Source organism: Microbacterium sp. RG1 (assembly GCF_005347485.1).
Lineage (GTDB): Bacteria > Actinomycetota > Actinomycetes > Actinomycetales > Microbacteriaceae > Microbacterium > Microbacterium binotii_A.
The window spans coordinates 2,868,722-2,892,579 of record NZ_CP034121.1 but is presented as its reverse complement, the minus strand read 5'-3'; the positions used below and the strand labels follow the sequence as shown (position 1 = coordinate 2,892,579).

Here is a 23,858-nt window from a genome sequence, read left to right as displayed (position 1 = left end):
GCGGCATGACGGCGCACGCGGCGCACTCTGGGAGCACGCCAGCAGAAAGGCTCCCCATGACCACCTCACTCCCTCCCGCCGTCCGGGCCGAAGGCCTCGTCAAGGTGTTCGGCGACAATCGCGCGGTCGACGGCGTCGACCTCCTCGTTCCCACCGGCACCGTCTACGGCGTGCTCGGCCCCAACGGTGCCGGCAAGACCACCACCATCAACATGCTCGCAACCCTCATGCGTCCGGATGCGGGTCGCGCCGAGATCTTCGGCCACGACGTCACCACCCAGCCGCAGGTCGTGCGCCAGCTCATCGGCGTCACGGGCCAGTTCGCCTCCGTCGACGAGACCCTCTCGGCAACCGAGAACCTCACGATCTTCGCGCGCCTGCTGGGACTCAGCCGTGCCGATGCCCGCGCGAAGTCCACGGAGCTGCTCGAGCGCTTCGGCCTCACCGACGCGGCGCGCCGCCCGTTGAAGAAGTTCTCCGGCGGGATGCGGCGGCGCCTCGACCTCGCGGCTTCGCTCATCGCCCAGCCGCCGCTCATCTTCCTCGACGAGCCGACGACGGGGCTCGACCCACGCACCCGCGGGCAGATGTGGGACACGATCCGTGAACTCGTCGCGGGCGGATCCACCGTGCTGCTGACCACGCAGTACCTCGACGAGGCCGACCAGCTCGCCGACCGCATCGCGGTGATCGATCACGGCCGCGTCGTCGCCGAGGGCACCTCGGACGAGCTCAAGGCATCGATCGGCACCGCCAGCCTGCAGCTGCGCGTCTCGGAGACGGCGGACACCGCATCCGCTCTCGAGATCGTGGAGAGCGTGCTCGGCGTGCGCGCCACGCTGTCGCCCGAGGCCTCCCGCATCACGGCTCCCATGGCGGATGCGGACCGTGTCACCGACCTGCTCATCGCCCTGCGCACCGGCGGCGTGCGTCTGGCCGAGATGAGCGTGCAGAAACCCACCCTCGACGAGGTGTTCCTCACCATCACCGGTCACGACACCGGAGCGGACACCGCCGACGAAACCGAGACGAAAGAGATGGTGACCGCATGACCACCCTCGCACCCCACCGCATCGTGCCCGCGACCGAGCGAGCGCTGAAGAACCGCACGAGCCTGTCGCAGACGGTGAGCAACACCCTCACGATGGCCTACCGCGGTCTCGTGAAGATCCGGCGCACGCCGGAGCAGCTCGTCGATGTGACGCTGCAGCCGATCATCTTCACCCTGATGTTCGCGTACATCTTCGGCGGCGCGATCTCCGGCGACGTGCAGAACTACCTGCCGCTGCTGATCCCCGGCATCCTCGTGCAGACCGTCGTCACGACCTCCGTCGTCACCGGCACGCAGCTGCGCGAGGACATGGACAAGGGCGTGTTCGACCGCTTCCGTTCCCTGCCGATCGCGCGTATCGCGCCCCTGTCGGGCGCGCTGCTGGCCGACACCCTGCGCTACACGATCGCGACCACCCTCACCTTCGGCATGGGCTTCGTCATGGGCTACCGACCCGGCGGCGGCGTGCTCGCCGTCATCGGCGCGGGTCTGCTCGTGATCGTCTCGTCGTGGGCGATGAGCTGGATCTTCGCGTTCTTCGGCGTGATCGCCCGCACCGCGGCCAGCGTGCAGGGCATCTCGATGCTGGCGCTGTTCCCGCTGACGTTCCTCTCGAACGCCTTCGTCCCGGTCGACACGCTGCCCGATGTGCTGCGGTGGTTCGCGGAGATCAACCCGATCTCCCACCTGATCACCGCGGTGCGCGACCTCGCGAACTCCGGAGTCGTCGGCGGCGACCTGTTCGTCTCGCTCGCGGGTGCGGCCGTCATCGTGGCGATCTTCGCCCCGCTGACCGTGCGCGCCTACATGCGCAAGGCCTGATTCAGAGCAGCGCCACCAGGTCGGTGAGATCGGCGGGGCCGGATGCGGGAGCGTCCGGCCCCGGATCCGTTCCGATCGCCGCACGCACGCGCTGCACGACGGGATCCGTCTCGTCGGCCCGACCCCGCAGCACCGCTCCGATCGCCAGAGCCTGCCGCGCGTCGTCGGGGCGGTCGGTCGCGGCGAACAGCTCGGCGGCGGCGAGCGCCGCATCCGCCATGATCGGCTGGTCGCCCGAAGCGATCGCGAGTTCGATGCCGACGCGCACCTCGTCACGAGCCTCGTCGATCCGCCCCACCAGCACGAGCGCCTGCGCATGACGCGCGTGCATCCACGCGTGGATCTGCGGCGGGATCCCCGGCAGGGAGCCGTCCCGCAGCGCGAACGGCATCGCCTCGAGGATCGCCAAAGCCGCGCCCCCGTCTCCGACGATCACCTCGAAGGTCACCGCGGTGAGGGATGCCTGAAGCACCGCTCGGTCGGATCCGTCCCGGCGCGCGGCGTCCTGCATCCCGGCCAGGCGCTCCCTCGCCTCGCGGGTGCGGCCGAGTCGCACCAGCAGCACGATCGCGAAAGCCTGCTGCTGCAGCTGGTCGGAGACGGAGGTCAGTCCCTCGAGCGCGCTGCTGGCGGCATCCGTGATCTCCAGCGCCTCCTCGAGCCGGCCGTGCAGCATGAGCCACTCGGAGCGCATCTGGCTCGCGAGCGCGATGCCCCAGGTGTCGCCGACGTCTCGCAGCAGACGCAGCGCCTCCTCGCTCTGGCGGTCGAGGCGCTCGATATCGCCGCCGTTCTGCGCGATGGCGGCCTCGATGGCGGCGACGACGCCACGGGACCAGGTCGGTGCACCCACGAGGTCGGCGGGGTCCAGGCGGAAGTTCGGCAACCAGGGCGTGCCGGGGCGCCCGTCGCCGATGGCTCGTGCCTGCGCCTTCAGCAGGACGGGCAGGATCAGCGACAGCTCGGACGGATGCGCCGCCGCGGCCTCGGCGATCCGGTCGGCGTCCTCCGCGGTGAAGCCTCCCGAGACCTGCGCGTCGGCGGAGGCGAAGATGAGTCGAACCCCCGTGATCACCACCCCCGCCTCGGAGTCGAGGGTGGCGTCGGCACCGACGAGTTCGAGGGCGGCGCGCAAGGCCTCCAGGCGCTCGCGCATGATCCACGCCCAGATCTGCGCGCGCACGAGCTCGACGGCCGTCTCGCTCATCTGCGCCCGCGCACCGCTCCAGCGGGTGGCGGCGGCCAGGTTCTCCTCGTTGGCATCGAACCAGGCGATCGCGGAACGCACCGCGGGTGTGCGCAGCTCCGCATCGCGCTCGAGAGCCCGCCACGCGAGCACCCGCGCCTGCGTATCGCGCGCCCGATCCTCGGAGCCGCGACGACGGAGCTGCTCGAGCCCGTACTCGCGCACCGTCTCGAGCACGCGGAAGCGGCCGCGCGTCCGCTGTACGAGCGAGCGGTCCACGAGCTCGTCGAACACGCTCGCGGGCAGGGCGAAGGCCGCGGCGACCGCACCCGCATCCGCCGCGTCGATACCGTCGGGGAACACGGCCAGGGCGAGCAGCCCCTCGCGCTCCGGTTCGCCGAGCAGATCCCAGCTCCAGTCGATGACCGCGCGCAGGGTCTGATGGCGGGCCGCCGCCGAGCGGGGACCGCGGTCGAACAGCGCGAACCGGTCGGCGAGGCCCGACTCCAGCTCGTCCACACCGAGCGTGCGCGCCTTGGCTCCCGCCAACTCCAGGGCGAGGGGAAGTCCGTCGAGGTGCCGCGCGATGCGCGCGACGGCGGGGAGCTCCTCGCCAGTGGGCGCCGTGCCGCGAGCGGCCAGGATGCGGGCGGCGAGAAGATCGGTGGCGTCCGCATCCGGCAGCGGACCGAGCTCGACGAACGCCTCACCGGGCAGTCCGAGGGGCTCGCGGCTCGTCACCAGCACGGTGACGCCCGGCACCGCGAGCACGGTCGCCGCGACCTCGGCCGTCTCCTGCAGCACGTGCTCCGCGTTGTCGAGCACGAGCAGCACGGACCGACCCGCAAGGGCGGCGAGCACGCTGTCCGCCGCGGGGAGCTCCCCCGCGGGATTGTCCGTGAGCCGGATGCTGCGCCCGAGCGCGGTGACCACCGCACCCCAGACCTCGCCCGGCTGGGCCGGCGCGAGCTCCACGAACACTGCTGGCGACCGATTCCTGGCGGTCTCGAGGGCGAGGGTGGTCTTTCCTGCGCCGCCCGGGCCCAGCAGGGTGACGAGGCGGAAGGTGCTCAGCTGGGCGGCGATCAGGGCGAGTTCCTCGGCACGACCCACGAGCGGGGTGACAGCCGCCGGGATCGCGGGCACGGGCTCCGGCGCTTCCGCCATCGACGGCACCGCGCCCCGGGAGAGCCGCTCGGCGTGCGCGCGGTCTTCGAGGAGGTCGCGCAGCACCCAGTCGAAGCCGTCGGCCAGCCACGGCTCGCCCCGCCACAGGGCGAGCGCCTCGCGGGCGAGGGGTACGGGGTCCTCGCCGGCGCGTGCCGCCTGCACGAGGTCCGCGAAGCGCACGAGATCAACGTCGTCGCGGGCGATGCCGAGCGCGTATCCGCCGGGCTCCGCGCGAAGGATCCCCTCCGGCAGCGTCCGCCGCATCCGCGACACCAGCGACTGCAGCGACGCGCGCGGGTCGTCCGGGGCGTCGTCGGGCCACACGTCCTCCGCGAGGGCGCGGTAGCTGACGGTGGTCCCCGCGTCCAGCGCCAGCCTCAGCAACAGCGCACGCTGGCGCGATCCGCGCACCTCGATGGGCGAGCCCGCCGCATCCTCGGCCGCGAAACCGCCGAAGAACCGCAGCCGCATGCTCTCACTGTAGAACGCGCCCGCATCCGGCCCGGTCCAGGAGCCCGGCCGCGCGCCCGTCGCCCCCACTTGTGGGCGAGGCAGGCTTCAGCGGCAGCGCGCTATCCCAGCGCGTGCACAGGCTGACTCCCGGCGACACGGACGGAAAAGAACCGGAAATGTCAGGTATCGAAGTACGGCGGAGAAAGCCCGGCGATCTTGCGCATCTCGTCGGCAACGGTGCGAATTGTGCGGTAACGCCCATAAACACTCGTGGCCATGTAGCGCCGTTTGCGTCCGTTCTTGTCGTAGACGATGACGATCATTCGCACGCGGCCCGCAAAGGGAACCCAGGAAACCATAGATCCTGTCAGCATCGTCGTCACGTCCCAAAGCTCGATCGCCGAGACGTTCTCGATCTGAACTTCGAAGGTGCGAATCCAATTTCGGCAGCGCAAGGTTTGGTCTGTCACATACATACCCAGACTCCAACACCGTGTTGCGACATATATTGACAACGCAGAAGGAATGATGGGGAGGAACGTCAACCAGCCGGATCCTGGAGTATTAAGCAGAAGCAGAAATACGAAGATTGACAAAATGCCCATCAACGCCGACCAGGTGCTTGCCCAGACTCTCACGCCACGCGCCGATTCTGGCAGCATTCTTCCGTCGCTCAAAACAACTACCTCAAGCTCCATGGCACAAGAATCTGCCGCCCTGTATATCGGGACCACCAGGTAACTGCATCATCAGAAGAATGGCTGCTTCACACCGGCCGCGTCGGCGATTTCTATCGCGAGCGAACGCATCAAACGCGCTCTCCCGTAGACATTGGTGGCAGAGTACGACTTTTCACGCTCGCCATTCTTGTAGAAGATGACGATCATTCCCACCCGACCTATGAAAGGAAACCATCCGACGAACGTTCCGGTCAGCATCGTACTCACGGAGTATATTCTTATGCGCTCGATTTTCTCGAGCGGGACTTCAAATGTGCGGATCCAGTTCTTGCAAATCAAGCTGTGGTCGGTCACATACATGCCGAGGAACCACACGCGAATGTCGAGATAGCACGAGAAGGAAGCGATGACCAGCGGCGAAAATGTCCACCAGCCCTTCCACGGCACGGACGCGAGCAAGACGCCACAGTAGGCCCCGACGGTGAGATACAGTACAGCGCTCGTAACCGCCACGGTTCTCACGCCCCGTCGAGAGCCCACGAGTAATCTCTCGCCACTCAAACGAACCGCCCCCAGCGACGAGGACTCCTCATCTCGCACTCACGAGCTGAGTGAGAGCTCCGACGAATGTGAACACGCCCAACGTACTCGTAAGAACGCCGGCTAACCCGAGCGACCATGGGCGCTGCATCTTCCTTATGAATGTCATGCCGCGTCCGCGAAGAAGTACTTCTTCCCTCCGCAATATCGAGGCAAGAAGTGGCTTGCGAAACCAGACAACCAAGAGACCTGCAAGGAATGTCAAAGCGCCCATGATCATGCTGGGAACGAACGACTGAGGTTCCAACTCCGCGCTCACGGTCTGATTCCCCCTCCACCGCTGCACCCCACACCGGCACCGACCCCAAAGTACCCCAAGGGTCCTGCGACGCCGGGCCTCAGGCGCGGGTGGTCACGTGCTCGGCGAAGAGGCCGGGCCAGGCCATCACACCGTAGGGGCTGCGGGCGACGATCAGGCGACTGTCGTCGATGAGCTCGCGCAGTGTGCGCGCGGTCTTGAGCGGATGCGTGCGGTCGCCGGTCCAGGCGAGGATGAGGGTCGGCACCTCGATACGGGCGATGCGCTTCTTCGGTGGAAGGTCGGTGGCCGCCGCTCCGCGCAGCACGATGGGCAGCAACTCGGCCGGCACGGTGGGGCGCGTCTCGGGCGCATCCGCGAGGGCCGGCGGAACGGGAGCCGTATCACCGATCTCGAGCAGGGCGGCGAGACCCCCGCGCTCGACGAGTTGGGCGTTCGCCCGGTACACGTCGCCCTGCGCACGACGTCGCTTGTAGGCGGTCGGCGGCGTGACGAGGGTGAGCGTCGAGAAGCGGCGCCGGTCTGCGGCCGCCGCGTGCAGCAGGGTGCCCGTCCCCATCGACGGACCGACACCGTGCACCTTCTCGCCGGGCGCGACCGCGTCCAGCAGCATGAGCAGGTCTTCCGCCAGCGCGTCCCAGCCGTAGTCCGACTCACGGTCGGTGCCGCTCGATCGTCCGTGGCCGCGCGCGTCGTAGCGGAGGATGCGGTGACCGCGCAGTGCCCGACCGAGGTCCAGACCCAGCTGCGCGTCGCGGCTGCGGCTGGAGGTGAGCCCGTGCAACTGCACGACGAGCGGACCGTCGTCGCCGGTGATGTCGTAGTCGAGACTCGCTCCCCGCACACGTAGCGCCGGCATCCGCGTCTCCGTTCCCACCCGTCCACTGCCCGCAATCTGCGCCCCTTAGACTACGGCGCCATGCGCCTCACGAATGTCGCCCACCTCCGGCTCCCGGCCGGACGGCTGCACAGCTATGACGTCGTGATCGAAGCGACGGACGAGGAGCTGCCCGTCTCGTTCGACCAGGGCCGCCATGTCGGCGAGGGCGACCGTCCGGGATCGTGGATGGCGATGTCGTTCCACCTCCCGACTGCCGAGCGCGAAGCGCTGGGTCGGGCATGGGATGCGGTCGTCGCCCGCCACGGAACACTGCGCACCGTCTTCCGCGACCACGACGGCGTGCGGCTCTTCGCCGGATCGCAGGCCCCCGGCACCTGGCGTACGCATCCGACGGATGCCGGAATGGCCGAGGCGGTGCGGGAGGCCTTCGACACCGGATGCCGCCCGTACGGCGCGGGCTCGTTCCTGCTGTGTCTCGTGGAGCCGGATGCGGGCGAGCCGGTCGTCATCATCGGCAGCGACCACGCGCACGTCGACATGTGGTCGCTCCTGGTGCTGGGTCGCGACCTGGATCGCGCGCTGCGCCGCGTGCAGGCGGGCGCGGAGGTGGGCCTGGAGCCCGCGCATCCGTTCGCCGAGCACACCGCCCTGCTGGAGGCGATGGGCGAGTCGCCCGCCGACGTGCGCGACGAGTGGGAGCGCCTGCTCGCCGCCGGCGGGCAGGCCATGCCGCGCTTCCCGCTTCCGCTCGGCGACATGAGCCGCGCCCACGACGAGCTCGTGGAGGTGCGCGACGTGCTCGATCCCGCACAGGTCGTGGAGCTGACCCGCGTCGCGGACGAGCGCGGTGTACGGCCGACCGCCGTCGCGCTCGCGGCGGTCACACGTGCCACCCGTCGCGTCGCCGACGCACCCCTGCGCGCCGTGTTCCCCGTGCACAGTCGCAACGATCCCCGGTGGACGGATGCGGTGGGTTGGTTCATCACGAACTCGGTCATCGAGTGCGAGGACGGGGACCCGGCGGCGTGCGCCGCGGATGTCCGCCGCGCACTGCAGCTCGGCTCGCATCCGCTGGCTCCGGTGTTCGCACCGCGCGGCGGGATGCCCCGCACGCCGGGCATGTTCGCGCTGTCGTGGTTGGACACGCGACGCCTGCCCGTCTCGGTCAACGACCCGCAGGCATCGTGGATCTCCGCGGTGATCCGCACGAACGGCGTGATGATCTGGTTCGTCATCAACGACACGGGCCTGCATCTGCGCTGCCGCTACCCGGACACCCCCGAGGCGCGCGCCTCGCTCACGCTCTGGCTGGATGCAGTGGAAAGCGAGCTCAGGGCGGCGGCGACCGCATCCGTTCCGGTCGCGGGCTGAGCACCACTCACTCGGCCTCGTCCACCCGGAAGTGACGCAGGCCCAACGGGGCCTCGAGATACCGTTCCTCACCGGGGAAGGTCACCGGCTCGGTGCGCCAGCCCGCGCCGGCGTAGGAGATCAGATCCGCTTCATCGCGCCACGCGGAGACGTACTGGATGCGGCGCGGGTCCGCCTCGTCCACCAGCACCTCGTGACGCACGAGGCCGTGGTGTCGATCGGGGAAGTCGGCGACGAGCTCATGCAGCCGAGCGAGGAACTCCCGCTCGGCACCGGCGCGCACGATCGCCTCGGATACGCGGAGGATCATGGCGGCAGGTTAGCGCGACGGGGGCGCGCACGGCGCTACGGTGGCGGTTATGACTGCGCCCGAGAGCACCACGCGCGACACCCGCTTCTTCGGGCAACCCCGGGCGCTGGCCCACGTGTTCGGCGTGGAGATGTGGGAGCGGTTCAGCTTCTACGGCATGCAGGGGATCCTGCTCATCTACCTGTACTACTCCGCGACCGAGGGCGGGCTCGGCCTCGACAAGGCCGTCGCGACCGGCATCGTCGGCGCCTACGGCGGCGCCGTGTACCTGTCGACGATCCTCGGCGCCTGGATCGCCGACCGTCTGCTCGGCTCCGAACGCGTGCTGTTCTTCAGCGCGATCGTGATCATGGCGGGGCACATCGCCCTCGCCGTCCTGCCCGGCTTCGTGGGCGTGGGCATCGGTCTCGCGCTCGTCGCCCTCGGCTCCGGCGGGCTGAAAGCCAACGCCACGTCCGTCGTCGGCACGCTGTACACCGACGACGACCCCCGGCGCGACGGCGGGTTCTCGCTGTTCTATCTGGGCATCAACCTGGGGGCGTTCTTCGGGGCGCTGCTGACCGGGCTGCTGCAGTCGCTCGCCGGCTTCCACTGGGGCTTCGGCCTCGCGGCGATCGGTATGGCCATCGGTCTCGTGCAGTACTCCTTCGGCCGTCGTGGGCTGCCCGCCGAGGCGCGCGCCGTGCCGAATCCGTTGCCGCGCGAGAGGCACGCGCTGTGGATCGGGATCGCCGTGGCCGGTGTCGTCGTCATCGCGGCGAGCGTGCTGTTCGGCCTCGTGCGCGCCGACAATCTGGCTCTCGTCGTCATCGTCGTGACGATCGTGGCCGCGATCGCCTACTTCGCCGTCATCCTGAGCTCGCGGCGTATCGACGCGACCGAACGCTCGCGGGTCTACGCGTTCATCCCGCTGTTCATCGTGAGCGTCGGCTTCTGGTCGCTCTACCAACAGCAGTTCACGGTGCTGACGATCTACTCCGACGAGCGCCTCAATCGGGATCTGTTCGGCTGGGAGATGCCCGTCTCGTGGGTGCAGTCGATCAACCCGGTGTTCATCATCCTGCTCTCCGGCGTCTTCGCGGCCCTCTGGACGAAGCTCGGCCGGCGGCAGCCCTCGACGCCCGTCAAGTTCGCGATCGGCGCGATCGTGATGGGCGTCGCGTTCTGGCTGTTCCTCGTCTGGGCGAACGGCGGAGAGAACGCCACACCCCTGCTGGGCGTCATCGGCATCCTGTTCGTGTTCACCGTCGCCGAGCTGTTCATCTCTCCCATCGGTCTTTCGGTGTCGACCAAGCTCGGACCGACGATCTTCCACACCCAGATGGTCGCGCTGTTCTTCCTCTCGGTCGCACTGGGCACGGCGATCGCCGGCGCGCTGGGCGAGTTCTACGACCCCGAGAACGAGGTCGGCTACTTCTCGATCCTCGGGTTCATCGCGATCGCCCTCGGCGTCGTGCTGCTGCTGGCGGTGAAGCCGGTGCTGCGTCTCATGAAGGGCGTGCGCTGAGATCAGACGCGGCGCAGCTCGTCGCTCACGCGATCGGCGGTGGCCGCGAGCGCCGGCAAGTAGTGCTGCACCAGGTGCTCGACGCTGTCGCGGGTCGCCGATGACGAGACGTTGATCGCGGCCGCGACCTCGCCGCTGCGATCGCGCACACCGACGGCGATCGAGCGGAGCCCCGCCTCGAGCTCGCCGTCCACGACCGCCCATCCCTGGGCTGCGACCCTGTCGAGTTCGGCGCCGAGGCGCGCCGCATCCGTCAGGGTCCGGTCGGTGAGCGGATGCAGATGCGCCAGCGCCTCGGCGCGTGCGGGCGCGGGCAGCGCCGCCAGAAGCACACGCCCCATGCTGGTGGCGTACGCCGGGAACCGCGTGCCGATCGTGATGCGCACGCTCATGATGCGTCGGGCAGGCACCCGGGCGATGTAGACGATGTCGGCACCGTCGAGCACGGCCGCCGAGACGCTCTCCCCCACCTCGCGCGAGAGCAGTTCGAGGTGCGGTTGGAGGACGTCAGGCAGCGACAGGGAGGAGAGGTAGCTGAAGCCCAGCTCGAGCACCCGCGGCGTGAGGGCGAACAGGCGTCCGTCGCTGCGCACGTAGCCGAGGCTCACGAGGGTGTGCAGGAAGCGGCGGGCCGCCGCGCGCGTGACCTCCGCACGGCGCGCGACGTCGCTCAGGGTGAGCTCTGCGTGATCGACGTCGAACGCGCGGATGACGGCGAGGCCGCGGGCGAGGGACTGCACGAACTCGCCGGATGCGTCGCCCTGCTCACTCATCCGCTCACCATATCCGCGCCGGTCACCTCTCGAGCACGACCGCGAGGCCCTGTCCGACCCCGATGCAGATGGCGGCGACCGCGACGCCCCCGCCGCGACGAGCGAGCTCGTGCGCCGCGTGGCCGATGATGCGCCCGCCGGACGCGCCGAGGGGGTGACCGATGGCCAGCGCACCGCCGTGGATGTTCACCCGCTCAGGGTCCAGATCGGGCCAGCCGGCGATGCAGGCGAGGCTCTGCGAGGCGAACGCCTCGTTCAGCTCGACGACGTCGACGTCGTCCCACGTGAAACCGGCGCGGGCGAGAGCCTTGTTGGCGGCCTCGATGGGCGCGATCGGGAACACATCGGGGTCGACGCCATGGGCGGCGCGGGCGGCGATGCGCGCCAACGGTTCGCCCGGCAGCGCTCCCTCCGCCGCGACGAGCACCGCGGAGGCGCCGTCGTTGATGGGCGACGAGTTGCCCGCGGTGACCGAGCCGTCCCCGTCCGACGCGAACAACGCGCGGAGCCCCGCGAGCTTCTCGACCGAGGTGTCGGGGCGGATGCTCTCATCGCGGGCGAGCTCAACCCCGGGGACCTGCACGATCTCACCGTCGTACACACCCGCGGCCCACGCCTCGGCGGCCAGACGGTGCGAGCGTGCGGCGAACGCGTCCTGCGCCTCGCGCGAGACGCCCCACTCGCGCGCGATCTTCTCCGCCGACTCGCCGTTGCTGATCGTCCACGGCTTCGGCAGCGCGGGGTTCGTCATACGCCAGCCGATCGCCGTGTTCCACAGCGTCTGGTTGCCCACGGCGGGCCACGGCTTGGCCGACTTCTCGACGACGAAAGGGGCGCGGCTCATCGACTCGACGCCGCCGGCCAGGATGATGTCGGCGTCGCCGGACTCGATCGCGCGGGACGCCTGGATGACGGCCTCCACCGACGAGGCGCAGAGGCGGTTGACGGTCGCGCCCGTCACGGTCGTCGGGAATCCCGCCAGCAGCGCGCCGAAGCGGGCGACGTTGCGGTTGTCCTCGCCCGCCTGGTTCGCGTCGCCGAAGATCACGTCGTCGATCCGGGCCGGGTCCAGGCCCGTGCGCTCGACGGCCGCGCGCATGACGAGTGCGGCGAGGTCGTCCGGCCGGACGCCGGAGAGTGCGCCCCCGGCACGCCCGAACGGCGTGCGTACGGCGTCGTACACGAAGCTCGCGGTCATTTCTCCTCCTCCGACGCGGATGCGGCGGCCGCATCCGTCGCATCGATGAGCGTGAGCCCGGTGAGCTCGCGCAGCTGATCGATCGTGTTCTCGCCGAACGCCTCGGTGACGGCGAAACCCGCATCCGTGATCTCGAAGACCGCGTGGTCGGTGTAGACGCGCGAGACGCAGCCCACGCCGGTGAGCGGGTACGTGCAGGCGGCGACGAGCTTCGGCTCGCCGGCGCGGGTGAGCAGGTCCGTCATGACATAGACCGATTTGGCGCCGATCGCGAGATCCATCGCCCCGCCGACGGCGGGGATCGCACCGGGCTCACCCGTCGACCAGTTCGCCAGGTCGCCGTTCTGCGCGACCTGGAACGCCCCGAGCACACACACGTCGAGGTGCCCGCCGCGCATCATGGCGAAGGAGTCGGCGTGGTGGAAGTACGCGGCACCCGCGACAGCCGTGACCGCCTGCTTGCCGGCATTGATGAGGTCGGGGTCGATGCGATCGGGCGCAGGCGCCGGCCCCATCCCCAGCAGACCGTTCTCTGTGTGCAGCACGATCTCGCGGTCGGCGGGCAGGTGGTCGGCGACGAGCGTCGGCGCGCCGATGCCGAGGTTCACGACCGCGCCGTCGGGGATGTCGGCGGCGATGCGGCGGGCGAGGTCCGCGCGGGGGATGCGGGTGGTCATCGCTGCTCCTGGTTCTCGAGGGGGCGGCCTTCCAAGTCGGTGCCGCCGACGAACACGCCGTCCTTCAGCCAGCGCCGCTCGCCGACGGCGACCACACGATCGACGTAGAGACCCGGGGTCACGACCTTCTCCGGGTCGATCGAGCCCAGCGGCACGATCTCATCGACCTGCACGATCGTCGTCGTCGCCGCGGCCGCCATGATGGGCCCGAAGTTACGGGCGGTCTCGCGGTAGACGAGGTTGCCCCAGCGATCCGCCGCGCGTGCCGAGATCAGCGCGTAGTCCGCACGGATGGGGTGCTCGAGCACGTAGGTGCGCCCCTCGATCTCGCGGTGCTCCTTGCCCTCGGCGAGCGCGGTGCCGACGCCGGTCGGCGAGAAGAACGCGCCGATTCCTGCGCCGGCGGCGCGGATGCGTTCGGCGAGGTTGCCCTGCGGGACGAGTTCGAGCTCGATGCGGCCGGAGCGGTAGAGGTCGTCGAACACCCAGGAGTCGGACTGCCGGGGGAAGGAGCACACGATGCGGCGCACGCGTCCGGCCGCGAGCAGGGCGGCGAGGCCCGTGTCACCGTTGCCGGCGTTGTTGTTCACGATCGTCAGGTCGCTCGCGCCGTGTGCGATGAGGGCGTCGATGAGTTCCACGGGCTGGCCGGCACGGCCGAACCCTCCGATCATGACGGTGGAGCCGTCCTCGATCCCGGCGACCGCCGACGCGATGTCGGCGACAGTCTTGTCGATCACACGTCCCCCTTCGGAAGTGTTCGCTCTGCGAACGCAAGTGCGTATAGCGAACATCTTACCGCGCGCCCTCACCCGCCGCCATCCCCTGTCACCTATAAGCGCTCAGCGAAAGACGGCTTGGCTATTGCGGATAGCTTTATAGCTATGTATTGTTTCGGACATGACCTCTTCATCCTCCTCCGCCCCGTCGACGCAGCGCCTCCGCGTCGACGGCGGCGAGATCGGCTTCGACGTCGCGGGCGAGGGCCCGCTCCTGCTGCTCGTGCCCGGAATGGGCGAGCTTCGCTCCTCGTACCGGCATCTCACCCCCCTGCTCATCGCGCGGGGCTACCGCGTCGCCACGGCCGACCTCCGCGGTCACGGCGACAGCTCGGCGGACTTCGGCGCCTACGGCGACGTGCCCACCGCATCCGACATCGCCGCCCTCGTCCGGCACCTCGGCGCCGCCGCGACCATCGTCGGCAACTCGATGGCGGCCGGCGCCGCGGTGATCGTCGCCGCCAAGCACCCCGAGCTCGTGTCGGGTCTCGTGCTCGTCGGGCCGTTCGTGCGCATCCCGCCGAACCAGAGCAAGGTCGCGGCCCTGATGTTCCGACTGCTGATGGCCCGCCCTTGGGCCGTCGCAGCCTGGAACGCGTACCTCCCCACTCTGTACTCGGGCGCGAAGCCCGCCGACTTCGAGACCTACCGCGCCGCGATGATCCAGGCGATGCGGCGTCCCGGGTACGCGCGGTCCTTCCGCCTCACGACGCGCACCGACCACGGCGACGCCGAGCGGAGCCTCGCACGCGTCACCGCGCCCGCGCTGGTCGTCATGGGCAGCGCCGACCCCGACTTCGCCGACCCCGCCGCCGAGGCCGCCTGGATCGCGGAGACCCTGCACGGCACGAGCGTCATGATCGAGGATGCGGGCCACTACCCGCAGTCCCAGCAGCCCGAGCGCACGGCCGATGCCATCCTCACGTTCCTGCACGAGGGGAGCGAGCGTGCCTAGGGCCGGGCTCACACCTGCGATCGTCATCGAACGCGCGGCCGCCTTGCTCGACGCTCCGGATGCGGGACCATTGAGCTTCGCCGCGCTCGCCGACGACCTCGGCGTTCGTGCACCGTCGCTGTACAAACACGTCGACGGCCTCGCGGGACTGGAACGGGGCGTCATGCTCCGCGCCAAGACCGAGCTCGGGCACACGCTCGCCCGCGCGACAGTGGGCCGCTCCCGGGGCGACGCCATCAGCGCGATGGGGCACGCCTACCGCGACTGGGCACTCGCCCACCCGGGCCAGTACCCGCTGACGATCACCGCCCCGGTCGCGGGCGACACGGAGGACGAGCGAGCCTCCGCATCCGTTCTCGAGGTGGTCACGGGTGTGCTCGTCGGGTACGGCCTCGAGGGCGACGACGCGATCGACGCGATCCGCTTCCTCCGCGCGAGCCTCCACGGCTTCCTCTCGCTGGAGACCTGTCACGCGTTCGAGCTGCCCGTCGACATCGAGCGGACCTTCGCGCGGACGATCGACACCGTCGCCGCATCCTTCGAGACCTGGGGCCGGGCGTGACCACCGCCGCGCATCACGGGGCGGAGATACCCTCCGCGCGGGTACCTCCCATCCACCGGGTCGAGGGCGCGGCCATCGCCGTCGCCACGGTCGTCGTGTTCGTGACGGCGGGCTTCGCGTGGTGGTGGTTGGCCGCGCTCTTCCTGCTGTTCGATCTGTCGATGCTGGGCTACGCGTTCGGCATCCGCATCGGCGCGCTCGCCTACAACATCGCCCACAACTACGCGGCACCCCTGGCGCTCTGGGGCGTGTACACCGGGCTGACCGCCGCCGGCGTCGCTGCGCCCGCCCTCGCCATCATCGCCGCCTGCTGGCTGTTCCACGTCGGCGCAGACCGCGCCCTCGGGTACGGCCCCCGCCCGAAGACGTGGCCGGATGCGGCCGCCCCCGCCGTTCGGTGACATTTGTCACCGCGGGCGGTGACGCGGTGACACTGCCGCGGCGGCCACGCGGCTGATGTCCTGAAGGGGCGATGTCACCCGCGTCGCGCAGGAGACCCGCACCCAGGACACCATGAAGAAACGCACCAGGATCACGCTCACCGTCGCCGCCATCCTCGTCGCCGCACCGGCGGTCGCAGTGGGCGCGATGGCCACGGCGAATGCCATCGCCACGAACTCCGAAGCCTCCCGGATCGAGCCCTACGGGCAGCGCGTGAGCGTCGACGGTCGCCAGATGAACGTCGTCGTCAGCGGCGATCACGAGCAGACGATCGTGCTGCTGCCCGGACTCGGGACGGCAGCCCCCGGTCTCGATTTCGCCCCGCTCATCGACCAGCTCGACGACCGCTACCGCGTGATTGCCGTCGAGCCGTTCGGCACGGGGCTCAGCGACGCCACCGACGTCCCCCGCACCTCGGAGAACATCTCCCGCGAGGTGCACGAGGCTCTGCAGCAGCTCGGGGTGCAGAAGTACACGCTCATGGGCCACTCGATCGCCGGAATCTACGCACTCGCCTACACCTCGCTCTTCCCGGATGAGGTGACCGCCTTCGTGGGCATCGACAACAGCGTGCCGGACCAGCCGGGATCGGACGAGCCGATCCCCACTGACGCGCTCGTGCTGCTGAACGACCTCGGCATCACACGCGCGCTGCAGACCGTCTCGCCCGATCCCTACGATGGGCTCCCCTACGACGAGCTCACGAAGCAGCAGATGCGCATGCTCGCCGCGCGCAACACGACGGCCGCGACCATGATCGACGAGATGCAGCACGCGAGCCGGAACTTCGCGGATGCGAGCGGCGCGCGGTTCCCCGCATCCCTTCCCGTCCTGCTGTTCGCCCGGGAGAACGACACGGATGTGGCGGACTGGGTGTCGCTGCACGAGCGTCAGGCGGCATCGGTGGACCGCGGCGAGCTCGTCGTCATGACCGGGGACCAGTACCTGCACCACACGCTCGCGGCGCAGATCGCCGCCGAGACGAAGCGGTTCCTCGACGGCGCCGCCGGCTGATCACTCCTCGGCGAAGACGTCTTTCACGATGCGGAACGCGGTGTTCGCCGCCGGCACGCCGCAGTAGATCGCCGACTGCAGCACGACCTCGACGATCTCCTCGCGGGTCAGTCCGTTGCGCTGCGCGGCGCGCACGTGCATCGCGAACTCCTCGTGGTGACCGAGGGCGATCAGCGCCGTCAGCACCGCGATCGAACGGTCGCGCCGGGCCAGACCCGTTCGTGACCAGATATCGCCCCACGCGTAGCGCGTGATGAGGTCCTGGAAGTCCGCGGTCTCGGGGGCCGTGCCGGCGACGGCGCGATCGACGTGGGCGTCGCCGAGCACTTCGCGGCGCACCCGCATCCCGTCGTCGTAGCGCTGCTCGTCGCTGCGGCCCTCCCCGCTCGGCCGGCTCATCGCGCGACCTCACGGAAGAACTCGCGCAGCACGGCCGCTGTCTGCTCCGGCTCCTCGGCCGGCGGCAGGTGCGCCGCGGACTCGATCACCGCGACGCGCCCGTCGCGCACGCCCTCGGCGATCTCGACGCTCTTCGCCTCCGGTGCCACCTGGTCGTCGCGCCCGAAGACCGCGAGGACGGGAGCCGCTATCTCACCCAGCTGCGGGCGTACGTCGTACGCGGCGAGTGCTTCGCAGCACCGGGCGTAACCCTCGTCGTCCGCATCCTGCAGCGCGTGCAGCAACCGGCCGCTCAGCTCCGGGCGGCGCTCGATCGAGCCCGGGGCGAACCAGCGCTGCGCCGAGCCGATGATCACCGACGAGGTCGATTGCGCGCGCACCTGGGCGGCTCGTTCGTGCCAACTCGCCGCGTCGCCGAGCTGAGCACCGGAGGCGACGATCGCCGCGCCGCGCACGAGACCGGGGTGACGCAGGAGCAGTTCGAGTCCGGTCGCTCCGCCGAGGGACACCCCGGCGTAGAGGATGCGGTCGCCACCGATCGAGCGGACCGCATCGGCGACGGCATCGGCGATCTCGGCGACCGTGAACGGCGCGGTCGGCGCGGGCGCAGCTCCGTGGCCGGGAAGGTCCCAGCTCACCACCCGGTAGTCGTCCACGAGGAGAGGGACGACGTCCTCCCACAGGATCGTGGATGTGCCGAGCGACGGACCGAGCACGACCAGGGGCGCATCGGCAGGGCCGGTCGGCTCGGTCAGGGCGATCGCGGGTTGCGTCATGCAGGCTCCTCCGTCGGCGCTTCGATGCTCTCGCGCGCGGCATCCGCCGGCGCGTCGGCGACAGCCCGGTCGACGAGTGCGCCCGCGAGTCCCGTGTAGGCGGCGGGATCCAGCAAGGCGTCGACGTCGTCGGCGGGATGCGGCGCGCCGGGCACCCGGTCCAGCGCCGCTTCGAGCGCCTGGCGCACGAGCGCGCGGAGGTCGCCGCCCGCGGTCGCGGCACCGACGATGCGGCGCACTTCGTCGGTGCCGATCACGGGCGCGAGCACGATGGACAGCCGCTCCGACACCAGCTGGCCATCGGTCACGGCGAGCGCACGGGCCACGGCGTCTTCGTCGACCTGCAGCCCGGTCACGAGCGCGTGTGTCGTCTCGGCAGCGCCGAGCGCGAGACGCAGCAGCTCCCGCAGCGTCGGCCACTCCGCGTGCCATGCACCGTCGGGGCGTTCGTCCGCGGCGAGCGCGGCCGCGAGGTGCAGAGTGGCTCCCAGCTGCGGTGCCCGAAGCGCCGCCGAGCGTACGAGCACGGCGCCGGTGGGGTTGCGTTTCTGGGGCATCGCACTCGAACCGCCGCCGACGCCCTCCGCGAGTTCGCCGATCTCGGTGCGCGAGCCGGTCGCGACATCGGTCGCGAGTTTGCCGAGAGCGTCGATCGCCTGCACGAGCGCATCGCCGAACTCGGTGACGGGCCAGCGCGAGACGTGCCACGGCGCGTCGGGGGCGGCGAGCGCGAGCTCCGCGGCGTACGCGGACGGGAGAGCGGATGCCGCATCCGTCCCGCCGATCTCGACGAAGGAGGCGAGGGTGCCGCCCGCGCCTCCCAGCTGCGCGGGAAGCTGCCCGACGGCATCGCCGAGCCGGACGCGCGCACGGGTGACACCGCGCAACCAGCCCGCGGCACGAGCACCCACGGTGGTCGGCACGGCATGCTGCGTCAGCGTGCGGGCGGCGGCGACCGTGTCGCGATGGACGACGGCGAACCCGGAGAGCTGCGCCTCGACCTGCCGGAGAACCCCCAGCAGATGCAGCCCCGCGCGCCGGGAGACAAGCATGAGTGCCGAGTCGAGGATGTCCTGGCTCGTGGCACCGCGGTGCAGCCAGGGACGCACCTGGATCGATGCGCGATCGTCGAGCCGGGCGATGAGAGGGATGACGGGATTGCCGCCCGCGACGGCCGCACTCGCCAGCCGCGCGGTGTCGAGCCACTCGGCGTCGACGAGCGCGCCACCCCCGGACCACCCGAACTCCTCGGATGCGGCAGCGGCGACCGCATCCGGGGCGACACCGACGACGGCCCAGGCCCGCACGAGGGCGACCTCGGCGGTCACGAGAGCGGCAGCCACGGCATCGTCGGCCACGAGGGAGTCGTGCGACACCGTCACCGGGGAGAGCAGCCCCACATCCGTGAAGGGCGCCCCGGGTTCGTCAGAAGGCAAGGAAAACGGTCTCCTTCTCGCCCTGCAGGTGGATGTCGTGGGTGAGATCACCCTCGGGCGTGCGCGTCGCGACGAGCGTAGCGCGCTCGTGGGGCTCGAGCGAGGAGAGCAGGGGGTCCGCCGCGAGCAGCTCTTCGTCGTCCGGCAGGTAGATGCGCGTGTGCAGCTTGTTCGGGAGCCCGCGAGCGAAGACGACGGCCGCGTAGAACGGCGCCTTGCCGTCGATCGGACCGGGGTTGCGCGTCCAGAAGTCGTACGCGCCCTCATCCGTCGTGAAGCTGCGGCCGAAGCCGGTGAAGGTGTGGTCGTCGCGGCGACGAGAGCCGCGCGCGCGAGAGATCGTGCCGTCGGTGTCGGCTCCCCAGATCTCGATCACGGCGTCGGGGATCGGAGCCCCCGCGCCGTCGTAGATCGTCCCCGACAGCACGATCGCGCCGCTGGAGTGCGGGAAGACGACCTCGTGCATCTTGGGGTACTCGAGACCGAAGGCGAAGAAGGGTCCGACCGTCTGGCCGGAGGTGGCGGGAAGGCGCGTGGCTTCGGACATCTCAGTGCTCTCCCTCGGGCTCGAACCAGGTCGCATCCGGGCCGTCGACGACGATGTCCCAGCGGTAGCCCATCGAGAACTCGGGCACCGTGAGGTCGTGGTCGTAGGCGGCGATCAAGCGGTCGCGATCGCGCTGATCGCGGATGGTGTTGTAGATCGGGTCGAGCGCGAACAGCGGGTCGCCGGGGAAGTACATCTGCGTGATCAGGCGCTGCGTGAAGCCGCCGCCGAAGAGCGAGAAGTGGATGTGGGCGGGGCGCCAGGCGTTGATGTGGTTCTTCCACGGGTACGGACCGGGCTTGATGGTCGTGAACGTGAAGCCGCCGTCGTCGCCCGTGATGGTGCGGCCGGCACCGGTGAAGTTCGGATCCAGCGGAGCCGGATGCTGGTCGCGCTGGTGGATGTAGCGGCCGGCCGCGTTGGCCTGCCAGATCTCGACGAGCTGGTTGGCCAGAGGACGTCCCCAGCTGTCGAGCAGGCGCCCCGTGACGGTGATGCGCTCACCCTGCGGCTCGCCGCGGTGCTGGAGCGTCAGGTCGGACTCGATCTGCGCGACGTCGCGCTGTCCGTACGCGGGCGAGAACAGCTCGATGGTCTCGGGGTCGACGAGCCGCGGGTTCTTGGTGGGGTGGCGCAGCAGGCTCGAGCGGTAGGGCGCGAAGTCGTAGAGCGTGGTGGGCACGTCCTCGCCGGCGGCCACGCGACGGGCGGCGTCGGCGTGAGCGTCCGCGATCTCCTGGTTGATCTTCGACTGCGTGGGCATGTCGGCCGAGGCCAACAGCGACTCGGGAGCCGCAGCCTGGGGCGGAGGGGTGGACATGGAACCGTCTCCTTCGACGTCACACGGGTGGGGTGTCCAGGGTTGCACCGGCGGGCCGCATCCGGTCGCCTCCGTTCTCACTCAGTGAGAATCAGATCCTCGGAGAGCCTTGGTCAGATCCTTCGCCGCCTGCACGACCAGCGGGGCGAGACGCCTCTCATCGGCGCCGTCGAGGTGCGTGACGACGCCGAGCGCAGTGGACGGCAGCCCCGAGATCGTGCCGAGAGCGGCGGCGACCGAGATGTTGCCGAGCGTCATCTCCTCGCGGGTCACGGCGTAGCCCCGGCGTCGGGTGAGCACGATGTCCGCACGGAGCACGTCGGGGTCGGTGATCGAGTGCCGCGTCTCGGGCATGAGGGGGGCGGCAAGGTATGTGTCGAGCCATGCTTCGTCGCACGTCGCGAGCAGCGCACGACCCACCCCCGTCGTGTGCAGCGGGTGTCGTCCACCCGCCCGCCCGAGGGTGGGAACCGAGGCGCGCCCGGTGATCCGCCCCGCGAACAGCACGACTGCATCCGGTGGGGTCGGGGCGTCGAGCACCGCGAGGTGGACGTTCTCCCCCGTCGCCTCGTACAGCCGCACGAGGTGGGGCAGCGACTGCTCCCGCAGCCGCAGCGCCAGAGGCGAGAGTTCGCCGAGCTCCCACATCCGCGCGCCGACGGCGTACGTGTGCGCGGAGGTGCGCTCGACGAGGCCCTCGCCGATGAGCTGGACGAGGAGGCGATGCACCGTCGAGAGGGGAAGGCCCGCGCGTTCGGCGAGCTCGGCGGCGGTGAGCTCGGGGGCGTCTTCGTCGAACGCCCGCATGAGCGCCATCGCCCGACGCAGCACGCCATCCGCCATGCCCTCACCCTAGCCGCGGGCTGACTGCGTGATGCGGGATGCGTGATGCGGGATGCGGGATGCGGGATGCGTGAGATGGTGGCGGCATGGCCAACTCGCCGAGCGGGGACTCGATGACGGCACGCATCGTGCGCGTGCTCGAGACGTTCACCGCCGACCGCACGGTGCAGACGGCGGCGGAGATCGGCCGGCGCGCGCAGCTTCCCGCATCCACCGCGCATCGCATCGTCGACGACCTCGTCGCCGAGGGCCTGCTCGAGCGCGACGACGAGCGCCGCATCCGCATCGGCATGCATCTCTGGGAGCTCGCCCTGCGCGGTTCGACGGCGCTGCGACTGAGGCAGGCGGCGCTTCCGGCGATGTCCGCCGTGCAGGGCGTCATCCGCGAGCACACGCAGTTGGCCGTGCTCGAGGCCGACGAGGCGCTGTTCGTCGAGCGCCTCTCGCATCCGGATGCGGGAGCGAACATCACGCGCATCGCCGGACGCCTCCCGCTGCACGCGTCGTCCGCGGGGCTCGTCCTCCTCGCGCACGCCCCCGCCGCCCTTCGCGAGCGGGTGCTCGACGCGCCCCTGCGACGCGTGGCCCGCGAGACCGTGACGGATGCCGCCGAGCTGCGCCGCATCCTCACCCGCATCCGGCACGACGGGTATGTGATCGCGCCGGGCTCGATCGAGTCGGTGTCGACGGGCGTCGCCGTGCCGCTGCGCGAGGCGGGCGAGGTGATTGCGGCGCTCTCGGTGGTGCTGCCGCGCGACGCCGACGCGGAGCGCGCCCTCGCGCCGCTGCGGACGGCGGCCGCCGAGATCGAGGCGGGACTGCGCAGCACCCGCGCCTGAGCGCGCCGCAGGTGGTGCCGGGGTCCGGATCCGGAGCCCGGGGGTGCGCCCGGGGCGTCGCGCCCTCGGCCTCAGGTCCCGCATCCGCCACACTTCTCCGCATCCGCCACAGTTCACGACTGCTGCATCTGCGCAAAGGTGTCGCAGATGCGCAGATGCGACGCAACTCGGGCATGTGAAGAGGCCCCACGAGGAGTCCCATTCAACGGGAGGATGTGCGATGGATGCGGTGGCGCGGGGCACACTGGTCGGCAGCATTCAACAGGCCCGTCGTCGAAGGAGACGCCATGACCGTTATCCGCACCCGTGTCGCCATCGTCGGCGCCGGCCCCGCCGGACTCCTGCTCTCCCACCTGCTCGCCGACGCCGGCATCGAGTCGGTCATCGTCGACTCCCGCACGCGCGAGCAGATCGAGACGACCATCCGCGCCGGCATCCTCGAACAGGGCACCGTGGACCTGCTCGTCGCCAGCGGCGCGTCGACGCGCGTGCTCACCGACGGCAACCGGCACGACGGCATCGAGCTGCGCTTCGACGGCGAGGGCCACCGCATCGACTTCCCCTCCCTGACCGGCCGCAGCGTCTGGCTCTACCCGCAGCACGAAGTGCTCAAGGATCTCGTCGCCACGCGACTCGCTGCCGGCCAGGACCTGCGTTTCGGTGTGCGCGTCGACGCGGTGGAGGACGCCGCATCCGATCGCCCTCGCGTCATCGGCGAGGATGCCGACGGGCGGCGTGTCGAGATCGAGGCCGAGTTCGTCGTGGGCGCGGACGGCTCGCGCTCCGTCGTTCGCCAGACGCTCGGCGGGTCGGCGGCGGGCTCGTTCCGCGAGTACCCGTTCGCATGGTTCGGCATCCTGTGCGAGGCGCCGCCGAGCTCCGAGGAGCTCATCTACAGCAACTCGGATGCGGGCTTCGCCCTCATCAGTCAGCGCAGCAGCACGGTGCAGCGCATGTACTTCCAGTGCGACCCCGAGGCCGACCCCGACGCTTTGAGCGAGGCGGAGATCTGGGACGCGCTGCAGGCTCGCGTCCCCGGCACGACCCTCAACGAGGGACCCATCTTCCAGCGGGACGTGCTGCGCTTCCGCAGCTTCGTCGCCGGCGAACTGCGCCGCGGCCGCGTCGCGCTCATCGGTGACGCCGCGCACACGGTCCCACCGACGGGCGCGAAGGGCATGAACCTCGCCGTCGCCGACGTGGTGCTGCTCGACATCGCGCTGCGCGCGCTCCTGCTCTCCGGTGACCAACGCCCGATCGACGCCTTCGCTGAGACGGCGTCGCGGCGGATCTGGAAGGCCCAGCACTTCTCGTGGTGGATGACCAGCATGCTCCACCGCGCCCCCGACGCGTCCGACTTCGACCGCCAGCGGCAGCTCGGCGAACTCCGTTCGATCATCGACTCGGATGCGGGCCGCACCTACCTCGCCGAGGCGTACACCGGCTGGCCCTTCGAGACCCGCCTCGGCTGACCCTCGCGGGGCCGCCGCCTCGCCCCGGCAGCCGCGGCGCCGCGGGGTGGCCACCGCGTGGCGGCACCGCGACACCC

25 protein-coding genes are annotated in these 23,858 nt (G+C 70.4%); 10 read left to right on the top strand and 15 right to left on the bottom strand.

The annotated features are described in order from the left end of the window. Window positions 1–56 precede the first annotated feature (56 nt). Both EHF32_RS14135 and EHF32_RS14130 read left to right on the top strand, forming a co-directional pair. The gene (locus tag EHF32_RS14135; protein ID WP_137418778.1) at window positions 57–1,052 is read left to right on the top strand and encodes an ATP-binding cassette domain-containing protein; all 996 of its coding nucleotides are present in this window, start codon (window positions 57–59) and stop codon (window positions 1,050–1,052) included. Further along, window positions 1,049–1,873 carry an ABC transporter permease gene (locus EHF32_RS14130; RefSeq protein ID WP_137418777.1) on the top strand — a complete coding sequence of 275 codons (825 nt, stop codon included), beginning with the start codon at window positions 1,049–1,051 and terminating at the stop codon, window positions 1,871–1,873. The genes EHF32_RS14135 and EHF32_RS14130 overlap by 4 nt, the downstream gene beginning before the upstream one ends. 1 nt (window position 1,874) lies before the next feature. On the opposite strand, the gene EHF32_RS14125 is transcribed toward EHF32_RS14130, so the two are convergent. The 4 genes from EHF32_RS14125 to EHF32_RS14110 form a co-directional block, all read right to left on the bottom strand. Then, window positions 1,875–4,700 carry an ATP-binding protein gene (locus tag EHF32_RS14125; RefSeq protein ID WP_137418776.1) on the bottom strand — a complete coding sequence of 942 codons (2,826 nt, stop codon included), beginning with the start codon at window positions 4,698–4,700 and terminating at the stop codon, window positions 1,875–1,877. 161 nt (window positions 4,701–4,861) lie between these two features. Next, on the bottom strand, window positions 4,862–5,380 hold the full coding sequence (locus tag EHF32_RS14120) for a hypothetical protein (RefSeq protein ID WP_137418775.1): 519 nt from the start codon (window positions 5,378–5,380) through the stop codon (window positions 4,862–4,864). A gap of 51 nt (window positions 5,381–5,431) precedes the next feature. Continuing rightward, on the bottom strand, window positions 5,432–5,821 hold the full coding sequence (locus EHF32_RS14115) for a hypothetical protein (protein ID WP_137418774.1): 390 nt from the start codon (window positions 5,819–5,821) through the stop codon (window positions 5,432–5,434). Window positions 5,822–6,300: 479 nt separating this feature from the next. Beyond that, window positions 6,301–7,080 carry an alpha/beta fold hydrolase gene (locus EHF32_RS14110; protein WP_137418773.1) on the bottom strand — a complete coding sequence of 260 codons (780 nt, stop codon included), beginning with the start codon at window positions 7,078–7,080 and terminating at the stop codon, window positions 6,301–6,303. Window positions 7,081–7,140: 60 nt separating this feature from the next. Between EHF32_RS14110 and EHF32_RS14105 the strand changes: the two genes are divergently transcribed. Beyond that, window positions 7,141–8,433 (top strand): condensation domain-containing protein, encoded by a 1,293-nt coding sequence (locus tag EHF32_RS14105; protein ID WP_137418772.1) that lies wholly within the window; start codon window positions 7,141–7,143, stop codon window positions 8,431–8,433. Window positions 8,434–8,440: 7 nt separating this feature from the next. Here the strand turns inward: EHF32_RS14105 and EHF32_RS14100 are convergent, their stop codons facing one another. Then, the gene (locus EHF32_RS14100; RefSeq protein ID WP_137418771.1) at window positions 8,441–8,743 is read right to left on the bottom strand and encodes an antibiotic biosynthesis monooxygenase; all 303 of its coding nucleotides are present in this window, start codon (window positions 8,741–8,743) and stop codon (window positions 8,441–8,443) included. 49 nt (window positions 8,744–8,792) lie between these two features. Between EHF32_RS14100 and EHF32_RS14095 the strand changes: the two genes are divergently transcribed. Next, window positions 8,793–10,250 (top strand): peptide MFS transporter, encoded by a 1,458-nt coding sequence (locus EHF32_RS14095; RefSeq protein ID WP_137418770.1) that lies wholly within the window; start codon window positions 8,793–8,795, stop codon window positions 10,248–10,250. A gap of 2 nt (window positions 10,251–10,252) precedes the next feature. Here EHF32_RS14095 and EHF32_RS14090 read toward each other — a convergent pair whose 3' ends face one another. Genes EHF32_RS14090 through EHF32_RS14075 form a run of 4 tightly spaced genes read right to left on the bottom strand, consistent with a single transcriptional unit; the run spans window position 10,253 to window position 13,638 of the window. Beyond that, complete coding sequence (locus EHF32_RS14090) at window positions 10,253–11,023, bottom strand: IclR family transcriptional regulator domain-containing protein (protein WP_137418769.1); 771 nt, start codon at window positions 11,021–11,023, stop codon at window positions 10,253–10,255. A 22-nt stretch (window positions 11,024–11,045) separates the two neighbouring features. Further along, the gene (locus EHF32_RS14085) at window positions 11,046–12,221 is read right to left on the bottom strand and encodes a thiolase family protein (protein ID WP_137418768.1); all 1,176 of its coding nucleotides are present in this window, start codon (window positions 12,219–12,221) and stop codon (window positions 11,046–11,048) included. After that, complete coding sequence (locus tag EHF32_RS14080; RefSeq protein WP_137418767.1) at window positions 12,218–12,898, bottom strand: 3-oxoacid CoA-transferase subunit B; 681 nt, start codon at window positions 12,896–12,898, stop codon at window positions 12,218–12,220. The genes EHF32_RS14085 and EHF32_RS14080 overlap by 4 nt, the downstream gene beginning before the upstream one ends. Continuing rightward, window positions 12,895–13,638, bottom strand: a complete 744-nt coding sequence (locus EHF32_RS14075) for a 3-oxoacid CoA-transferase subunit A (protein WP_192900653.1) — start codon at window positions 13,636–13,638, stop codon at window positions 12,895–12,897. Before EHF32_RS14075 ends, EHF32_RS14080 begins: the two co-directional genes overlap by 4 nt. Window positions 13,639–13,798: 160 nt before the next feature. Between EHF32_RS14075 and EHF32_RS14070 the strand changes: the two genes are divergently transcribed. The 4 genes from EHF32_RS14070 (at window position 13,799) to EHF32_RS14055 (ending at window position 16,649) form a co-directional block, all read left to right on the top strand. After that, entirely contained in the window at window positions 13,799–14,632 is an 834-nt protein-coding gene (locus tag EHF32_RS14070; protein ID WP_137418765.1) for an alpha/beta fold hydrolase, read from the top strand. After that, entirely contained in the window at window positions 14,625–15,194 is a 570-nt protein-coding gene (locus EHF32_RS14065) for a TetR-like C-terminal domain-containing protein (protein ID WP_161594128.1), read from the top strand. The genes EHF32_RS14070 and EHF32_RS14065 overlap by 8 nt, the downstream gene beginning before the upstream one ends. Beyond that, window positions 15,191–15,595 (top strand): DUF4260 family protein, encoded by a 405-nt coding sequence (locus EHF32_RS14060; RefSeq protein ID WP_238343720.1) that lies wholly within the window; start codon window positions 15,191–15,193, stop codon window positions 15,593–15,595. Before EHF32_RS14065 ends, EHF32_RS14060 begins: the two co-directional genes overlap by 4 nt. Window positions 15,596–15,707: 112 nt before the next feature. Beyond that, window positions 15,708–16,649, top strand: coding sequence for an alpha/beta fold hydrolase (locus EHF32_RS14055; protein ID WP_137418763.1), 942 nt, complete (start codon window positions 15,708–15,710; stop codon window positions 16,647–16,649). Here the strand turns inward: EHF32_RS14055 and pcaC are convergent, their stop codons facing one another. The 6 genes from pcaC to EHF32_RS14025 form a co-directional block, all read right to left on the bottom strand. After that, window positions 16,650–17,048, bottom strand: coding sequence for a 4-carboxymuconolactone decarboxylase (gene pcaC / locus EHF32_RS14050; RefSeq protein WP_137418762.1), 399 nt, complete (start codon window positions 17,046–17,048; stop codon window positions 16,650–16,652). Further along, complete coding sequence (locus tag EHF32_RS14045; protein WP_137418761.1) at window positions 17,045–17,824, bottom strand: alpha/beta fold hydrolase; 780 nt, start codon at window positions 17,822–17,824, stop codon at window positions 17,045–17,047. The genes pcaC and EHF32_RS14045 overlap by 4 nt, the downstream gene beginning before the upstream one ends. Beyond that, on the bottom strand, window positions 17,821–19,260 hold the full coding sequence (locus EHF32_RS14040) for a lyase family protein (protein ID WP_238343719.1): 1,440 nt from the start codon (window positions 19,258–19,260) through the stop codon (window positions 17,821–17,823). Before EHF32_RS14040 ends, EHF32_RS14045 begins: the two co-directional genes overlap by 4 nt. Then, the gene (gene pcaG / locus EHF32_RS14035) at window positions 19,250–19,807 is read right to left on the bottom strand and encodes a protocatechuate 3,4-dioxygenase subunit alpha (RefSeq protein WP_137418760.1); all 558 of its coding nucleotides are present in this window, start codon (window positions 19,805–19,807) and stop codon (window positions 19,250–19,252) included. The genes EHF32_RS14040 and pcaG overlap by 11 nt, the downstream gene beginning before the upstream one ends. A gap of 1 nt (window position 19,808) precedes the next feature. Then, on the bottom strand, window positions 19,809–20,627 hold the full coding sequence (pcaH, locus tag EHF32_RS14030) for a protocatechuate 3,4-dioxygenase subunit beta (RefSeq protein ID WP_137418759.1): 819 nt from the start codon (window positions 20,625–20,627) through the stop codon (window positions 19,809–19,811). 81 nt (window positions 20,628–20,708) lie between these two features. Continuing rightward, window positions 20,709–21,470 carry an IclR family transcriptional regulator gene (locus EHF32_RS14025; protein ID WP_137418758.1) on the bottom strand — a complete coding sequence of 254 codons (762 nt, stop codon included), beginning with the start codon at window positions 21,468–21,470 and terminating at the stop codon, window positions 20,709–20,711. Between the two features lie 86 nt (window positions 21,471–21,556). Here EHF32_RS14025 and EHF32_RS14020 point away from each other — a divergent pair, with 86 nt between their 5' ends. Both EHF32_RS14020 and EHF32_RS14015 read left to right on the top strand, forming a co-directional pair. Next, window positions 21,557–22,309, top strand: coding sequence for an IclR family transcriptional regulator (locus tag EHF32_RS14020; protein WP_137418757.1), 753 nt, complete (start codon window positions 21,557–21,559; stop codon window positions 22,307–22,309). A 287-nt stretch (window positions 22,310–22,596) separates the two neighbouring features. Continuing rightward, entirely contained in the window at window positions 22,597–23,781 is a 1,185-nt protein-coding gene (locus EHF32_RS14015; protein WP_137418756.1) for a 4-hydroxybenzoate 3-monooxygenase, read from the top strand. The last annotated feature ends 77 nt before the right edge of the window (window positions 23,782–23,858 follow it).

What these genes read in the sequence shown, in the direction of transcription:
- EHF32_RS14055 (WP_137418763.1), top strand. Translation starts at nt 15,708, where the DNA reads ATGAAGAAACGCACCAGGATCACGCTCACCGTCGCCGCCATCCTCGTC.
- EHF32_RS14025 (WP_137418758.1), bottom strand. Translation starts at nt 21,470, where the DNA reads ATGGCGGATGGCGTGCTGCGTCGGGCGATGGCGCTCATGCGGGCGTTC.
- pcaH (WP_137418759.1), bottom strand. Translation starts at nt 20,627, where the DNA reads ATGTCCACCCCTCCGCCCCAGGCTGCGGCTCCCGAGTCGCTGTTGGCC.
- EHF32_RS14120 (WP_137418775.1), bottom strand. Translation starts at nt 5,380, where the DNA reads ATGGAGCTTGAGGTAGTTGTTTTGAGCGACGGAAGAATGCTGCCAGAA.
- EHF32_RS14095 (WP_137418770.1), top strand. Translation starts at nt 8,793, where the DNA reads ATGACTGCGCCCGAGAGCACCACGCGCGACACCCGCTTCTTCGGGCAA.
- EHF32_RS14015 (WP_137418756.1), top strand. Translation starts at nt 22,597, where the DNA reads ATGACCGTTATCCGCACCCGTGTCGCCATCGTCGGCGCCGGCCCCGCC.
- EHF32_RS14020 (WP_137418757.1), top strand. Translation starts at nt 21,557, where the DNA reads ATGGCCAACTCGCCGAGCGGGGACTCGATGACGGCACGCATCGTGCGC.
- EHF32_RS14080 (WP_137418767.1), bottom strand. Translation starts at nt 12,898, where the DNA reads ATGACCACCCGCATCCCCCGCGCGGACCTCGCCCGCCGCATCGCCGCC.
- EHF32_RS14085 (WP_137418768.1), bottom strand. Translation starts at nt 12,221, where the DNA reads ATGACCGCGAGCTTCGTGTACGACGCCGTACGCACGCCGTTCGGGCGT.
- EHF32_RS14105 (WP_137418772.1), top strand. Translation starts at nt 7,141, where the DNA reads ATGCGCCTCACGAATGTCGCCCACCTCCGGCTCCCGGCCGGACGGCTG.
- EHF32_RS14090 (WP_137418769.1), bottom strand. Translation starts at nt 11,023, where the DNA reads ATGAGTGAGCAGGGCGACGCATCCGGCGAGTTCGTGCAGTCCCTCGCC.
- EHF32_RS14045 (WP_137418761.1), bottom strand. Translation starts at nt 17,824, where the DNA reads ATGACGCAACCCGCGATCGCCCTGACCGAGCCGACCGGCCCTGCCGAT.
- pcaG (WP_137418760.1), bottom strand. Translation starts at nt 19,807, where the DNA reads ATGTCCGAAGCCACGCGCCTTCCCGCCACCTCCGGCCAGACGGTCGGA.
- EHF32_RS14100 (WP_137418771.1), bottom strand. Translation starts at nt 8,743, where the DNA reads ATGATCCTCCGCGTATCCGAGGCGATCGTGCGCGCCGGTGCCGAGCGG.
- EHF32_RS14125 (WP_137418776.1), bottom strand. Translation starts at nt 4,700, where the DNA reads ATGCGGCTGCGGTTCTTCGGCGGTTTCGCGGCCGAGGATGCGGCGGGC.
- pcaC (WP_137418762.1), bottom strand. Translation starts at nt 17,048, where the DNA reads ATGAGCCGGCCGAGCGGGGAGGGCCGCAGCGACGAGCAGCGCTACGAC.
- EHF32_RS14130 (WP_137418777.1), top strand. Translation starts at nt 1,049, where the DNA reads ATGACCACCCTCGCACCCCACCGCATCGTGCCCGCGACCGAGCGAGCG.
- EHF32_RS14110 (WP_137418773.1), bottom strand. Translation starts at nt 7,080, where the DNA reads ATGCCGGCGCTACGTGTGCGGGGAGCGAGTCTCGACTACGACATCACC.
- EHF32_RS14135 (WP_137418778.1), top strand. Translation starts at nt 57, where the DNA reads ATGACCACCTCACTCCCTCCCGCCGTCCGGGCCGAAGGCCTCGTCAAG.
- EHF32_RS14070 (WP_137418765.1), top strand. Translation starts at nt 13,799, where the DNA reads ATGACCTCTTCATCCTCCTCCGCCCCGTCGACGCAGCGCCTCCGCGTC.